Source organism: Paraliobacillus ryukyuensis, assembly GCF_003315295.1.
Classification (GTDB): Bacteria; Bacillota; Bacilli; order Bacillales; family Amphibacillaceae; genus Paraliobacillus; species Paraliobacillus ryukyuensis.
This window is the reverse complement of the sequence record NZ_QNRI01000009.1, coordinates 116613-130523: the sequence shown is the minus strand read 5'-3', so window position 1 is coordinate 130523 and position 13911 is coordinate 116613. Positions and strand designations below refer to the sequence as shown.

Below are 13911 nucleotides of genomic sequence, written 5' to 3'. Positions count from 1 at the left end.
AAAGTTAAGCAGACCATCACTTGTTGTTAAAGAACTACAACGTCGATTGAACAAAGGTAATTTGTAATAAAAAAGCCCTCACTTAGTGGGGGCTATAAAATAGTATTATATTGTTCCATTTCAGCAATAACACGTTCTACAGTTAAGTATACATAATGTTCTTCTGGTTCCTCATCATCGTAATAGTAATCAATAATCGGATAATATTCGTTTGAATATTTATCTCCACGTACAATTTTTATTGTGTCAGTTTTATCTATTAAACCTTCTTCTAAATCACTATATAGTTCATTCAACAGTCGATCATAATCGTATGAAAACTTCATTGTTTATCAATCCAATCTTTAACTAGTTCTCGCTTATCACGTTGGCCACAATTGTCCATGTTTTGATACAGTTCTTTATCAAAAATATTAATATCGTTTAAATAGTAGCTTAAACCTTTTTCTCTAGTGTGCTTAGCAATGGTTTTTTGGTCTAAATAATCCCAACTGACTTCGATGTGAGCAGGTAACGACATAGGCTCACCTTTTTGATTAGTAGTAACGCCACCACTCCGATAAATTTTCACATCATCACTTTGTAACGCTAGTTTTAATGTCTCTAAATACATCGCTTTGTATTGATCGACACCCCAATTAGATTTTTGCGCTAAATTTTGTTCCGTTTCTGTAAAAAGTTTCATAAAAGCTTCATATGTCGATATTTTAACGCCATCTAATGGTGATATGCCATTGATAACACGATTAACCGACGCGTAATTTAAGCGTGAATATTTTTGGAATGCGTATGTGCTCATGCCTGTATTTTCTAATTGGTATTGTATAATTTCTAATTTAATCATTGTAATTCCTCCAATTTTTATTATAATGGACGTAATCAATTTTTTGCCGAATTGATTGAGGGAAGAGCACTTATGTAAGTGCTCTTTTTATCTAATTGCTATTAATTTTTGTTTTGCTTCTTCAATGGTTCGTTTAACTATAGATTGTAGTTCTTTTTCATCTTTTTGTTTAGATAAAATGATTTCACGATACAATTCTTTTTTCGTACTACCACTAAAGTGTTTATTGGTATGATTTCTAACGGTTATCTCAAAATCTTCTCCTGTTTCTTCATCAACCACTTTAAAATACGTTGATTCGCTTTCGCGACTTTGTCCAATGTATATCTCAAAATCATCATCTTCCATTTGTTCTACCATTTCAGTTAAATCATATTGTATGTCTAACCATTCATCATATTGTTCTTCATTCATTCTTTGATTAAAAACTAATTTTTCATTCGCTAAAATCATATTAAGCTACCGCCTTTTTCATATTTAGTAGTTCGTTAATTAATTCAGAAGCTTCTTGTTTTGATGTTCCGTAAGTACCTTGATTTAAATATTCGATAACGCCAGGTACTTTATCTATAACATCGATACCTTGTTGATCTAGTTCTTTCATTAGTTTAGTGATGAACCAATCTTGCTTTCCAGTCATCATGCCAGACAGTTTTTTGTTGCTATCAAATTGTTTCGGTTGAAAGTTTCTAGCGATTTCCCAAGCTTGTTTTAGTGCTTCTGATAAATAATCTGTAACTTTACCACCAAATTGATTTTGACCTTTGCGAGCAATTTTCCAAGCGTTTGACATGATAACTGATTTTTTCATTTTTTATTTCCTCCCTTTGATTTGTTAATTCTATTATATACTCTAAAGTATATATAGTCAAGAGTATACAAAAAGTTTTTTGTCTAATTTATGAAAAATAACTACAAAACATTTCCAAATACTAAACGCGTGCTATACTATAGGTAATTTCATACAAGCTATACCTAAAAAAAGATCTGGCGTGGACACCGGATCTTTTTTGTGATCAATAATTAAGTGTGACGAGTTTCTTCCTATTAATATATGTTTGGTTTTATGTTCCATATTTTAATCCTGCCGACATCCTGCCGACGAACATATTGTTACGTAATGTTATTTAATATAAAAAAATATAAAAAAGTAGTTGCAAAATGGTTTTCCATGTAGTATTATTATTTTTGTTCGCTTCTACGACGTCTCCATGGTAAGGAAGGGGTCGCCGGTTCAAATCCGGCTGGAAGCTCTTTGTTGATTTTTTGGCCCGTTGGTCAAGCGGTTAAGACACCGCCCTTTCACGGCGGTAACACGGGTTCGAATCCCGTACGGGTCACCATTTGGAGGATTAGCTCAGCTGGGAGAGCACCTGCCTTACAAGCAGGGGGTCGCAGGTTCGAGCCCTGCATCCTCCACCATACGCCGGCCTAGCTCAATTGGTAGAGCAACTGACTTGTAATCAGTAGGTTGGGGGTTCAAGTCCTCTGGCCGGCACCAGTTTTATATGGAGGGATAGCGAAGTTGGCCAAACGCGGCGGACTGTAAATCCGCTCCCATCGGGTTCGTAGGTTCGAGTCCTACTCCCTCCACCATTCTTGATAAAATAAACTTGTAAGGTAGACAGTGTATTAAATCACTGTTATTTTATTCATTGTTATTTTATTGGGCTATAGCCAAGCGGTAAGGCAACGGTTTTTGGTACCGTCATGCGCTGGTTCGAATCCAGCTAGCCCAGCCATTTCAATATCATTGAGAGCCATTAGCTCAGTTGGTAGAGCATCTGACTTTTAATCAGAGGGTCGCAGGTTCGAATCCTGCATGGCTCACCATTAAAATTTACTTATTGTGTTTGGGGCCTTAGCTCAGCTGGGAGAGCGCCTGCTTTGCACGCAGGAGGTCAGCGGTTCGATCCCGCTAGGCTCCACCATACATAATGTCTCAAAGGGATTGAACGTTATAGTTAATGTTCAATCCCTTTTTTTGTGTTCATTTTAGAATTAATGTAAAAAAAATTAAACATGAAAAATATTGATATACTAGTCTTTAATTGACTTTTTTAGTAAATGATCACTATTCATCCCTATTGCTAGATAAATGAATTTCTTTATAATAAATATGAAACCTTTGAATCGGTATATTCGTATATGAATTGACCGCAATAGTAGCGGAGGTAGTGGATAATATGGACTTGATGATTAAAAAGAAAATAAAACAAGTAAAAAAAGGCGAACAAGCCGCATTTGAGGATATAGTTACTTTTTATCAGGATAAGGTATATCAAATCTGTTTTAGATTAATAGGGAATAGGCATGAAGCCGAAGATTTAGCACAAGAAACGTTTATACGTGCTTATGTCAATATCCATTCTTATGATGAAAAACGAAAATTCTCTACATGGTTATTTCGTATTGCAACCAACGTTACGATTGATCGCATTAGAAAGAAAAAACCAGATTATTTTTTAGATGCGGAAATAAAGGGTACAGAAGGTTTGGATATGTATTCTCAGTTAGCTAAAGAACAACCCCTACCTGAAGAAGAAGTGGAAAGTTTTGAGCTACAAACTTATATTCAACAGCAAATTATGAGCCTACCTACTAAATATCGAAGTGTTATTGCCCTACGCTTTGTTGAAGAAATGTCGTTAGCGGAGATCAGTGAAATTTTAGACATTCCACTTGGAACAGTAAAGACTAGGATTCATAGAGGAAGAGAAGCACTTCGAAAAAAGCTTCGTCATGTGTAAAGGGGTGGAAAGACAATGAATTGCAAAAAAGAAGTCGTTCATCTAATGCATAAATACTTAGATGGTGATTTAACAAGTCAAGAAGAAAAACAGTTAAAACTCCATTTGCAAAATTGTAATGATTGTCAGAAGTATTTTCATGAATTGGCTCGTACGGATGCGTTGATAAAGAGCACAAATATTGCTCAGCCCTCTTCTGGTTTTACAAATAATGTTATGGCAAGCTTACCAAAAGGACAACGTAAATGGGGTTATATGCGTTGGTTTAAATCACATCCTATGTTAACTGCTGTGGCTATATTTTTTGTTTTAATGTTTGGAAGTATTGTTTCTATTTGGGATCAAGATGGACAGATATCTGTATCTGGAGATAAAGATGTAGTCATTAAAGGCGATACTGTCATTGTCCCAGAAGGTGTAACAATTGACGGGGACCTTGTGATTAAAAATGGTGATTTACAGATTGATGGATCTATTAATGGTGATGTGACACTTATAAATGGTGAACACTTAATGGCATCAGCTGGTAATGTCAATGGTGAAATTGATCAAATTGATCAAGTATTCGAGTGGATGTGGTATCATGTTAAAAAAGCCGGAAAAAATATATTTGATCTAGCGAATTGAAAAACCAAAAATAAGCAGAGTAAATGATGATTTTCTCTGTTTATTTTTTTGACGTGATTGAGAAGATGTTGAGTGGAAATAAGAAACAAGTGATATGTTAAGATTAGGTAGACTTTTTGTTGATATTAGTACTTACTGCATTTGTTTAAAAATAAAACTTGTTTATTCTGCATTTATTAAAATTTTTGTTATAATAAGAATAAGTGACAATATGAATGTTTAACAGTTCGCGTATACGCTAAAATAACGTTATTTTAATTACAGATGGGACGGAAATCAATGAGGAGAAGGATGTGTAATCATGCTTGATGAGGGAGTAGATATTTTTAATATTTTACGAATTGGTGTAGATATCGCCCTTATCTGGTATGTTTTATATAAGTTAATCATGTTAATACGTGGTACCAAAGCCATTCAACTGCTAAAAGGTATTTTTGTCGTATTAGGATTTTACTTGATAAGTTATTTTTTGAAATTAGAAACTGTGCAAGTAATTATCGAGCAGGTAATTGTTTGGGGACCACTAGCAATTATTATATTATTTCAACCAGAGTTACGTCGGGCCTTAGAACAGATTGGGCGGGGCAGCTTTTTTACTCGAAATAAAAACTCTGAGGAAGAGATTTTAAATCAAGTGATCGATGCAATTATTAAATCATGTAATTACATGGGTAAGCGTCGTATTGGTGCGCTTATCACCATTGAACGTGACACGAATATGGGTGATTTTATCTCAACGGGTATTCCGATTCATGGTCAGTTGACTAACCAATTGCTTACCAATATCTTTATTCCTAATACACCATTACATGATGGTGCGGTAATCATTAAAGAAGCTGAAATTGTAGCTGCTGCATGCTATCTACCTCTATCCGAAAGTCCATTTATATCGAAAGAGTTAGGTACGCGTCACCGTGCAGCAATGGGAATCAGTGAGGCGACAGATGCTCTAACCATTGTAGTGTCAGAGGAAACTGGTCAAATATCCTATACCAAAAATGGTGAACTGCATCGGGATTTGGACCAAGACAAATTATCTGAAATGTTGCGTAATGATTTAGAAAGTTATTTTATTAAATCCCCTGTAACAAAAAACTGGTCATGGAGGGGGAAGAATAATGAATGATTGGCTAAATAAACCGTGGGTAATCCGGGTTATTTCATTAATTTTAGCATTACTGATATTTACCATAATTACCTTTGACAATCGTGATACTAGTGGAGATGCTTTAAGGCTTGATTTATTTAGTAGTTCACAAGAAACACAAATAGTGGATGATGTCCCGATAAATGTTAATATGAGTGATGATTATGTCGTCAGTGGTGTGCCAGATACTGCTACAGTGACTTTGAAAGGGACTGTGAGTGTCGTACAGTCAACTGCTGCACAACGAAATTTTGATTTGATTGTTGATTTGGAAGGCTTAGAACCAGGAACACATACAGTCCCAATAGAATACGAAGGCATTTCTGACCGTATTAACGCCGAGGTAGATCCAGCAGAAATTCAAGTGACTATTGAAGAGAAGGCAACAACTGATTTTACAGTTACACCAGACTACACAAATGAAGACTTGTTGGAGCCAGGATATGAATTACAAGACGCAACAATTGATCCTTCAACGGTTAGTATCACAAGTTCAAAAAGTGTAATTGATAGCATTGCTGTGGTGAAAGCAGTTGTTGATGTAGAGGGTATCCAAGAATCTGTAACAATTAATGATGTGCACGTTCGTGTCTATGATAGTGAAGGAAATGAATTAAGTGCAAAAGTCGATCCTGAGACGGTTGATGTAACGGTTAATGTAGACAACCCGAATAAAAGTGTTCCTATTTCCGTAGAGACAACTGGAGAGCCACAGGAGGGCATTCAGATTGTATCATTAACTCCTGAAACAGAAGAAGTGCAAGTATATGCTTCAAAAACAAACTTACAAGATATTACGGAGATTACTACGGAAGCTATTGATGTATCAGAAATAACAGAAGATACATCTGTCGAAATTGAGCTTAATCCGCCAGATAATGTTCGTTTACTAAAGCCTAAAACTATCAACGTTCAAGTGGATGTGAATAAAGAAGTAGAACAAACATTTAAAGGTGTGGATATTGAAGTGGATAACCTGGGCGAGGGATACACGGCATCGTTTGTTGAACCAGAAAATAGCACAATGGATATAACAGTAACTGGTTACGAGTCCGTTCTTGCAGATGTAGAAGCATCTGATTTCACGTTAACTGTAGATGCTTCTAATCTGACTCCAGGTGAACACCAGATTCCTATCGAAGTAAGCGCACCTGATGAACTAGATGTATCGCTAGCAAGTGAAAATGCAACAATTAACGTTGAATAACTATTATTGTATGAAACTAACAATGTAAGACAATCCTATTAAAAATACCAAGACGTTTTAATTAGAAATAAAGGAGAGGTACATTATGGGTAAATATTTCGGCACAGATGGGGTGCGAGGAATAGCGAATAAAGAATTGACCCCTGAGCTAGCCTTTAAGCTAGGCCGATTTGGTGGATATGTACTAACGAAAGAAACCACAAAGGCAAAGATTTTAATTGGGCACGATACTAGAATATCAGGAAGTATGTTAGAAAATGCATTAACTGCAGGTTTATTATCTATTGGAGCTGAAGTTATGCGTTTGGGTGTAATATCTACACCTGGAGTTGCTTACTTGACAAAAGCGATGAGTGCAGAAGCTGGTGTTATGATCTCCGCTTCCCATAATCCGGTAGAAGATAATGGCATCAAATTCTTCGGCCCGGATGGTTTTAAGTTAACCGATGCACAAGAACAAGAAATCGAGGCGCTGATTGATGGTGATACGGATGACTTACCGCGACCAGTAGGAGCCGATCTAGGCCAAATTAATGACTATTTTGAAGGTGGGCAAAAGTATATTCAATATCTGAAGCAATCAGTGGATAGTGACTTTGAAGGGTTACATATTGCGCTAGATTGTGCAAATGGTTCCACATCAACCTTAGCAACACATTTGTTTGCTGATTTAGAAGCGGATATCTCAACGATTGGATCTTCCCCTGATGGTTTGAATATTAATGATGGGGTAGGGTCTACACATCCTGAAACACTACAGGCCTTTGTGTTAGATAAAGAAGCAGATATCGGCTTAGCTTTTGATGGAGATGGCGATCGCTTAATTGCAGTGGATGAAGCAGGGAACATTGTCGATGGCGATCAAATCATGTATATATGTGCCAAATATTTAAACAGTCGTGGACTGTTACATCATTCAACCGTTGTATCAACCGTCATGAGTAATATTGGTTTCTACAAAGCATTAGAAGCGGAAGGCATGAAAAGTGATAAGACAGCTGTGGGTGACCGCTATGTAATGGAAGAAATGAGACGTGGTGGTTATAATCTTGGTGGAGAGCAATCTGGCCACATTATTTTCCTTGATTACATTACAACAGGTGATGGCATGTTAACAGCACTGCAATTAGTGAACGTTATGCGTGAAACCGGTAAAAAATTATCTGAATTAGCTGGAGAAATGGAAATTTTTCCTCAGGTCTTAAAAAATGTTAAAGTAATCGATAAGCAACAGGCACTTGTCCATCCACGTATTCAAGAAGTGATTGCTAAAGTAGAAGAGCAAATGGGCGATGATGGTCGTGTACTTGTACGACCTTCAGGAACAGAACCGCTTGTGCGTGTCATGGTTGAAGCACCAACCATTGAAATATGTCACGAAGCAGCAGATGAAGTAGTGAAAGTGATCGATGGATTATTAGGGATGAAAGAATAGTGAAAAAAGATAGTTTCGTCTAAATGGAGACGGGCTATCTTTTTTTGTTTTTCTATTTAGCATTCACATCTTGAAGGTTAGAAAAAATGTGAAAGGGTACACAAAAAAGGAAATTAAACTAATAATAAAAATGAAAAGGAGTAATGAGAGTGGAGAAAGTATTTATTAGTCCAAGTCGTTATGTAGAAGGAAAAGGGATTCTTGCAAAGACAGGAGAATACGTTAAGAAAATTGGAAATCACGCCCTTGTTATAGCAGATGATTTTGTTTGGGATTTAGTGGGGAATGCTGTGTTAGAGAATCTACAGGCATCAGACATACAATCCAAGAAAATTATGTTTAATGGTGAAGCATCAACAGAAGAAATCAATCGTATTGTTGCGGCAGGTAGTGATAGTAATGTTGTTATTGGTCTCGGTGGTGGTAAAACCCTAGATACAGCAAAAGCAGTAGCGGATGAATTGGATAAGAATGTAGTTATTATGCCGACAACTGCTTCAACAGATGCACCAACGAGTGGTTTAAGTGTTATTTATACAGAGAAAGGTACATTTGATAAGTATAAATTCTATAACAAAAATCCAGAACTTGTCTTGGTGGATACACAGGTAATTGCACAAGCGCCTCCTCGTTTCTTAGTTTCGGGTATTGCAGATGCAATGGCGACTTGGGTTGAAGTACGTGCTTCTATTAAAGGTCACGGTACTAATATGGCAGGTGGTAATGCCACCATCGCAGCACAAGCTATTGCAGAAAAGGCGGAAGAAGTTTTATTTGATTACGGTATCCTTGCTTATGAATCCAATAAACGTAAGATTGTCACGCCTGCATTGGAAGCGGTGGTAGAAGCAAATACCTTACTTAGTGGAATTGGATTTGAAAGTGGTGGACTAGCAGGTGCACATGCCATCCATAATGGATTTACTGCTTTACATGGGGATATCCATACCTTAACGCATGGAGAAAAAGTCGCGTTTGGTACGTTAACACAATTAGCATTGGGAGATCATAAAGATCATAAGTTAGATGAGATCAACCGATATATTGACTTTTACCTTGCATTAGGGTTACCAGTTACGCTTGAAGACATTAAACTAAAAAATGTCTCTGATGAAGACTTGATGAAGGTTGCTGAGTTGGCTGTGCAAGAAGGCGAGTCCATTCATAATTTGCCTGGCAGAATAACCGCTGACCAAGTCGTAGATGCGATTAAAGCTGCTGACCAGTATGCACAAGCATACAAAGTAGCAATAGGCTATGAAGAATAAATAAGGTGTAAGCTGGGAGTAATACCAGTCCCAGCTTTTCTATTACATTTAAAAAAATATTCACTTTTCATGTTGCTTTATTTCTTTTCTTAGTTGTGCTAAGTTCTCTCGAAAGTCTTGCACTTCATGAGGCGTATTCACATGATGATTATACCGAATGTGAAAATATAGCGATATGTCTTCAATAGGCAGGTTTATACGAGTAAACCACTCTTCAACCGTTTCACCACGACCGCGCCCAACCCCATGTTGATGACAGTATTGTTCAAATGAATAAAACAATCGTCGAACTATATTGGAAGGTTTATCACGCCTATTTGTAATAATGGACATAGAGTGATCGTGAGTGTCTAGTTGCTGTACATGGACGTCTGCTTGATAAGCGTTGTTTGTAGTAACGCTTATTTTACGTTTAGACCATTTGAATAGCAAAAAGACTAGAATTGCAACAATGATAGAAATAAGGATCGCGTAGATAACAAATTCCCAATTTGTTTGTTCCTCTCCAGTAGCTTCATTAGGTATTGTCTGATTAGGCAACAGTTTTGGCGATTCAAACGCAATTTGAGGTGCTTGTCCCTGGTCCTGTTTTTGTAAACTACTTATGTTTAGTACACGATCTAATGTAGATAAACTTAAAAAGCCAACGTTAACTAGTAACTGCATCGTCTTTTGAAAGATGAATTGTAATGATGGATAGACAAGGTAAACCATGCCGGTAACACCAGCCATAAGTGAAATCAAAAATAGCATGACTGTTTGCAAACGATGCTTTATTGATTTGTTATAGCTAAGTAAAATCGGCGTGGCGATAAGAATAATAAATTGTACAATGCCCATAAGTAAAGTTGCGGTTGACGAGTAAACAAAAAGTGAAATGAGTAGCACCATCATACTAGTAATTAATAGCTTATAGTGGTCCGTTAATTCTTGTTTTATTTCGTAAACAAGAAAGCGCCAACTAAAAAAGGCTGCAATGACTAAGCTGGTAATGATGGAGTAATTCAAGCCAAATTGAGCAATTAGTAGAATCATAGCAGCTATAATTACAATTGGGAAATAGGTCGTGCTTGTCTTTCTTGCCGACGGAAAACAAACGATACTAATTAGAAGAAGTAACAAGTAACCCCGAAGTAAGTGTGTGTGCTCGAATAGATAGACAAGTGGATTTAAGGCTAAATAAAAAAGAATCAGTTCATTTATCCATTGGATGCGTTTAATGAAAACCCCATTATTCATTACTACTCACCTCAGCGTGGTTACGTAAAACAAAGTGGTTATCTTCGTTTGATAGTACATATATTTCTTTTTTGTTTCTTACTTCCCATGTGCTCAGATAGTGCCTTACAATTTGGTTAAGCTCGCCAATATACAGGATGACATGGTGCTCATCTATTTGTTGATTAATTTGGTGTAATAGGGTGTTCATTTGAACAATGGAATACGAATGATCAATACTAGCAAAAATGTGTAGCAATCTTTTAAGATGATGCTGACCAGTTCCGTGATTTGTTTTTAACTGAACGGGTTTACCTAAATTAAACCATACACCAATTTGTATATCTTGACGGATTGCTTGCATAGAAATAGACGAAATGATGGAAAGGTAAGTATCTATCTGTTTACTTAAATATAGGTTATTTAGTTTTGAAGATGTACTAGCATTAACTAGAACCGTCCAACGCATATCCGTGTTATGCTCAAATATTTTTGTGTGTAATCGTTGTTTCTTTGCACTTGTTTTCCAGTGAATATGTTGCATGGTATCAGAAAAATGATATTCTCTTGTCCCTGCAATATCCATTTCATCATGCATCAATGCAAATGGTAGTGCGATATTACCAGTTTGATTGGTAAACAACCGATCCATTCTCGTAATAGGCGTTTGACTAGGAAAAACAACAATTTCTTGCGTCCAATAGCCTTGTGCTTGTAATGTAATTGTTGTAAAACTAAATGGATTAAAAAATACGTAGCGCATATTAGCTAATTGCGTAATACCACGTTTATTTCCTTTAATCGATAGATGTAAGGTGATTTTGCTATTAGCAGGTAATGTGAGCGGCACTTTATGGGTAAGGCCTCTTTCATCTAGCTGATATTTTCCATCTTCAACTTGGACCTCTTCATCAATCGTGAAGAAAAAATAACCGTTCTTTAACGTGAACTTTCCTTTGTTATAGAATGTAATGGCAATTATATCGTCATCTTCAGGGAACAGAAAAAGTTTATCTTTCTCTATTTCTAAATAAAGGTAATTGCCATAATATTTTTCATAAAGTAGCACAAGCACAATGTAGGTAACAAGTAAGCCAATTCCGGCAAACAAGATCGGTTTATGTAACAAGATACTAATTGCTGCACTGAGCATTCCGATGGCAATTAATACATCATAGCGTTGGTGCATTTGTTTACTCTTTTGCTTTTTTAGTTCCATCCTTAGGAGCCCTCTATCTCTACAGGTACATCTATCGTATGCAAAATCGCTTGGATAACTTCCATATTTCCTGATTTAAAAGTAGCCGTCATTTCTAAAACAATGCGATGAGAAAGCACAAAAGGTGCCAATGCCTTTACATCTTCTGGTTGAACAAAACTTCGCCCGCGTAACCATGCATGAGCTTGGCTAGCTTTCATCAAAGATAGTGCACCTCTAGTACTGACACCATGCATAATGTCCGGGTGTTCACGAGTGGCTTGAACAATTCGTAAAAGATAATCAGTCACAGCCTCAGACATAGTTACCAATTGGATATCTGCTTTGACTTCTTGTAGATCTTGCAAAGACAGCATTGGAGTTAGTGATTGAAGCGGATCCTCACTACGATTCGTTCGCAATATTTCCTTTTCTTCTTCTATGGATGGATAAGAGAGATTTATCTTAAATAGAAATCGATCGAGCTGTGCTTGTGGTAACGGGAACGTTCCTTGTCCATTTTCGATTGGGTTTTGGGTTGCAAGCACCATAAAAGGATCTGGAATAGGAACAGTAATCCCGTCAATAGTAGCCTGACCTTCTCCCATTGCTTCCAATAAACTTGATTGTGTTTTTGGTGTTGCACGGTTAATCTCATCTGCTAATAAGATCGTAGTCACAACTGGTCCGGTACGCATCTCAAAATCCTGTGTCTTTGGGTTAAAAAAACGGATGCCAGTGACATCACTTGGGAGAACATCTGGTGTAAATTGAATACGATTAAACGAACCATTAATGATTTTAGCAAAACTTTTTGCTAATTTGGTTTTTCCAGATCCAGGCACACTTTCAAGTAGGACATGCCCATCGACTAAAATGGCGATGAATAGTTTTTCAATTACATTTTCTTGTCCGATAATGACGTTACTGATGGCATCAATAGCTTTAGATACAGCGTGTTGCATTATTGATCCCCCTCCATTGCTACTATCAACAATAGTAGCCATTTAATATATTTATTTCATGCTACCCCTGCTTGCTAAAATTGTCAATTAAAGGGACGGAATAATTTGAAAACTTATGTTATTCGTATTAGAAAACAAAAATAATAGCACTTTATCGAAATTAATCTTTCAATAAAGTGCTATCGTGTTAAGAGGACGTCCAAGATCCACCGTTGATATGGATTGCTTGTCCTGTCATGTATGTTGCTTCATCAGATGCTAACATCACATATGGCCAAGCGTGCTCAGAAGGTTGACCGGGCCTTCCCAACAGCCCATCCTGCCCAAACTTTTCTACCCCTGCTTCATCAAAACTAGATGGGATTAGTGGTGTCCAAACAGGTCCTGGAGCGACTGAATTTGCTCGTATGCCTTTTTTAGCAAGATTTTGTGCGATACTACGAACAAAAGCGGTAATTGCTCCTTTTGTTGCTGTGTAATCAATAAGCACGCCATTTCCTTTGTAGGCATTAATGGAAGATGTACTAATAATCGAATCGCCGGCCTGCATATGTTTTACAGCTGCTTTGGTTAAGTAAAATTGAGAGAAAAAATTTGTTTGAAAGACTTCTTCAAATTGTTCATCAGTTATATCTAATAAATCATCTCTCACGTATTGTACTGCGGCGTTATTGACTAAAATGTTTAATTTACCAAAATGTTTCACGGTCGTTTCTACTAACGATACGCAGTGTTGCGCTTCTTTGATATCTCCAGGTAAAAGTAAACATTCAGCCCCAGCTTCTTCGACTAGTTTTTTAGTCGCTTCTGCATCGCTATGTTCATCTAGATAGGAAATGGCGACATTTGCGCCTTCTTTGGCGTATAGAATGGATACTGCTCGCCCAATACCACTGTCGCCTCCAGTAATTAGCGCTACTTTTCCTTTTAATTTTCCTGAACCTTGATAATCCAATGGTTGATGTGGGACAGGATTCATCTCATATTCAAAACCAGGTTGCCTATCCTGTTTTTGTCTAGGTGTTGCTCCCCTTTGCATTTCATTTGGTTCCATGATTAGCCTCCTAAATAATAATTCACTTATATACTTGATAACCGCTTATGAAAAAAATAAACGTTCAGCTTGACACGAACAAAAAGATACGACTGCGTTCTAATATTTCACAAAATATTCGTTATAACATAAAGTATAGTACCGAGATTATATAGTCACTTTAAAAAACTGCTTCTAATTCAAAACTAGATATTGCTA

The 13911-nt window shown here is 36.8% G+C and carries 14 protein-coding genes and 7 tRNA genes; 13 read left to right on the top strand and 8 right to left on the bottom strand.

The window, feature by feature from the left end; translation table 11 throughout:
* Nucleotides 1–92: 92 nt before the first annotated feature.
* From DES48_RS12575 to DES48_RS12560, 4 genes are all read right to left on the bottom strand, one after another.
* On the bottom strand, nt 93–326 hold the full coding sequence (locus tag DES48_RS12575; protein WP_113869690.1) for a hypothetical protein: 234 nt from the start codon (nt 324–326) through the stop codon (nt 93–95).
* Complete coding sequence (locus DES48_RS12570; RefSeq protein ID WP_113869688.1) at nt 323–844, bottom strand: hypothetical protein; 522 nt, start codon at nt 842–844, stop codon at nt 323–325. The genes DES48_RS12575 and DES48_RS12570 overlap by 4 nt, the downstream gene beginning before the upstream one ends.
* An 87-nt stretch (nt 845–931) precedes the next feature.
* Entirely contained in the window at nt 932–1297 is a 366-nt protein-coding gene (locus DES48_RS12565; protein WP_113869686.1) for a hypothetical protein, read from the bottom strand.
* A 1-nt stretch (nt 1298) separates the two neighbouring features.
* Nucleotides 1299–1655, bottom strand: a complete 357-nt coding sequence (locus tag DES48_RS12560; protein ID WP_113869684.1) for a hypothetical protein — start codon at nt 1653–1655, stop codon at nt 1299–1301.
* Nucleotides 1656–2112: 457 nt separating this feature from the next.
* Between DES48_RS12560 and DES48_RS12555 the strand changes: the two genes are divergently transcribed.
* From DES48_RS12555 to DES48_RS12495, 13 genes are all read left to right on the top strand, one after another.
* A tRNA-Glu gene (locus DES48_RS12555) sits at nt 2113–2187 on the top strand.
* A gap of 3 nt (nt 2188–2190) precedes the next feature.
* Nucleotides 2191–2266, top strand: a tRNA-Val gene (locus DES48_RS12550).
* 3 nt (nt 2267–2269) lie between these two features.
* A tRNA-Thr gene (locus DES48_RS12545) sits at nt 2270–2345 on the top strand.
* A gap of 9 nt (nt 2346–2354) precedes the next feature.
* Nucleotides 2355–2440: transfer RNA gene (locus DES48_RS12540), tRNA-Tyr, on the top strand.
* Between the two features lie 71 nt (nt 2441–2511).
* Nucleotides 2512–2586: transfer RNA gene (locus tag DES48_RS12535), tRNA-Gln, on the top strand.
* A 15-nt stretch (nt 2587–2601) separates the two neighbouring features.
* Nucleotides 2602–2677: transfer RNA gene (locus DES48_RS12530), tRNA-Lys, on the top strand.
* A 22-nt stretch (nt 2678–2699) separates the two neighbouring features.
* Nucleotides 2700–2775, top strand: a tRNA-Ala gene (locus DES48_RS12525).
* A 255-nt stretch (nt 2776–3030) separates the two neighbouring features.
* Nucleotides 3031–3594, top strand: coding sequence for an RNA polymerase sigma factor SigW (gene sigW / locus DES48_RS12520; protein ID WP_113869682.1), 564 nt, complete (start codon nt 3031–3033; stop codon nt 3592–3594).
* A 15-nt stretch (nt 3595–3609) separates the two neighbouring features.
* Complete coding sequence (locus DES48_RS12515; protein WP_113869680.1) at nt 3610–4221, top strand: zf-HC2 domain-containing protein; 612 nt, start codon at nt 3610–3612, stop codon at nt 4219–4221.
* Nucleotides 4222–4522: 301 nt separating this feature from the next.
* On the top strand, nt 4523–5347 hold the full coding sequence (gene cdaA / locus DES48_RS12510; protein ID WP_079707978.1) for a diadenylate cyclase CdaA: 825 nt from the start codon (nt 4523–4525) through the stop codon (nt 5345–5347).
* Nucleotides 5340–6575: a CdaR family protein gene (locus DES48_RS12505; RefSeq protein ID WP_113869678.1), complete on the top strand. Its 1236-nt coding sequence runs from the start codon at nt 5340–5342 to the stop codon at nt 6573–6575. Before cdaA ends, DES48_RS12505 begins: the two co-directional genes overlap by 8 nt.
* 85 nt (nt 6576–6660) lie before the next feature.
* Nucleotides 6661–8010, top strand: coding sequence for a phosphoglucosamine mutase (gene glmM, locus DES48_RS12500; RefSeq protein WP_113869676.1), 1350 nt, complete (start codon nt 6661–6663; stop codon nt 8008–8010).
* A gap of 143 nt (nt 8011–8153) precedes the next feature.
* Nucleotides 8154–9278, top strand: a complete 1125-nt coding sequence (locus DES48_RS12495) for a glycerol dehydrogenase (protein ID WP_113869674.1) — start codon at nt 8154–8156, stop codon at nt 9276–9278.
* Nucleotides 9279–9338: 60 nt separating this feature from the next.
* On the opposite strand, the gene DES48_RS12490 is transcribed toward DES48_RS12495, so the two are convergent.
* The 4 genes from DES48_RS12490 to DES48_RS12475 form a co-directional block, all read right to left on the bottom strand.
* Nucleotides 9339–10517 (bottom strand): hypothetical protein, encoded by a 1179-nt coding sequence (locus DES48_RS12490; protein ID WP_113869672.1) that lies wholly within the window; start codon nt 10515–10517, stop codon nt 9339–9341.
* Nucleotides 10510–11715 carry a DUF58 domain-containing protein gene (locus DES48_RS12485; RefSeq protein WP_113869670.1) on the bottom strand — a complete coding sequence of 402 codons (1206 nt, stop codon included), beginning with the start codon at nt 11713–11715 and terminating at the stop codon, nt 10510–10512. Before DES48_RS12485 ends, DES48_RS12490 begins: the two co-directional genes overlap by 8 nt.
* A gap of 2 nt (nt 11716–11717) precedes the next feature.
* On the bottom strand, nt 11718–12659 hold the full coding sequence (locus DES48_RS12480) for an AAA family ATPase (RefSeq protein ID WP_113869668.1): 942 nt from the start codon (nt 12657–12659) through the stop codon (nt 11718–11720).
* A gap of 187 nt (nt 12660–12846) precedes the next feature.
* Entirely contained in the window at nt 12847–13713 is an 867-nt protein-coding gene (locus DES48_RS12475) for an SDR family oxidoreductase (protein ID WP_113869666.1), read from the bottom strand.
* Nucleotides 13714–13911: the final 198 nt, after the last annotated feature.

What these genes read in the sequence shown, in the direction of transcription:
- DES48_RS12575 (WP_113869690.1), bottom strand. Translation starts at nt 326, where the DNA reads ATGAAGTTTTCATACGATTATGATCGACTGTTGAATGAACTATATAGT.
- DES48_RS12570 (WP_113869688.1), bottom strand. Translation starts at nt 844, where the DNA reads ATGATTAAATTAGAAATTATACAATACCAATTAGAAAATACAGGCATG.
- DES48_RS12565 (WP_113869686.1), bottom strand. Translation starts at nt 1,297, where the DNA reads ATGATTTTAGCGAATGAAAAATTAGTTTTTAATCAAAGAATGAATGAA.
- DES48_RS12560 (WP_113869684.1), bottom strand. Translation starts at nt 1,655, where the DNA reads ATGAAAAAATCAGTTATCATGTCAAACGCTTGGAAAATTGCTCGCAAA.
- sigW (WP_113869682.1), top strand. Translation starts at nt 3,031, where the DNA reads ATGGACTTGATGATTAAAAAGAAAATAAAACAAGTAAAAAAAGGCGAA.
- DES48_RS12515 (WP_113869680.1), top strand. Translation starts at nt 3,610, where the DNA reads ATGAATTGCAAAAAAGAAGTCGTTCATCTAATGCATAAATACTTAGAT.
- cdaA (WP_079707978.1), top strand. Translation starts at nt 4,523, where the DNA reads ATGCTTGATGAGGGAGTAGATATTTTTAATATTTTACGAATTGGTGTA.
- DES48_RS12505 (WP_113869678.1), top strand. Translation starts at nt 5,340, where the DNA reads ATGAATGATTGGCTAAATAAACCGTGGGTAATCCGGGTTATTTCATTA.
- glmM (WP_113869676.1), top strand. Translation starts at nt 6,661, where the DNA reads ATGGGTAAATATTTCGGCACAGATGGGGTGCGAGGAATAGCGAATAAA.
- DES48_RS12495 (WP_113869674.1), top strand. Translation starts at nt 8,154, where the DNA reads ATGAGAGTGGAGAAAGTATTTATTAGTCCAAGTCGTTATGTAGAAGGA.
- DES48_RS12490 (WP_113869672.1), bottom strand. Translation starts at nt 10,517, where the DNA reads ATGAATAATGGGGTTTTCATTAAACGCATCCAATGGATAAATGAACTG.
- DES48_RS12485 (WP_113869670.1), bottom strand. Translation starts at nt 11,715, where the DNA reads ATGGAACTAAAAAAGCAAAAGAGTAAACAAATGCACCAACGCTATGAT.
- DES48_RS12480 (WP_113869668.1), bottom strand. Translation starts at nt 12,659, where the DNA reads ATGCAACACGCTGTATCTAAAGCTATTGATGCCATCAGTAACGTCATT.
- DES48_RS12475 (WP_113869666.1), bottom strand. Translation starts at nt 13,713, where the DNA reads ATGGAACCAAATGAAATGCAAAGGGGAGCAACACCTAGACAAAAACAG.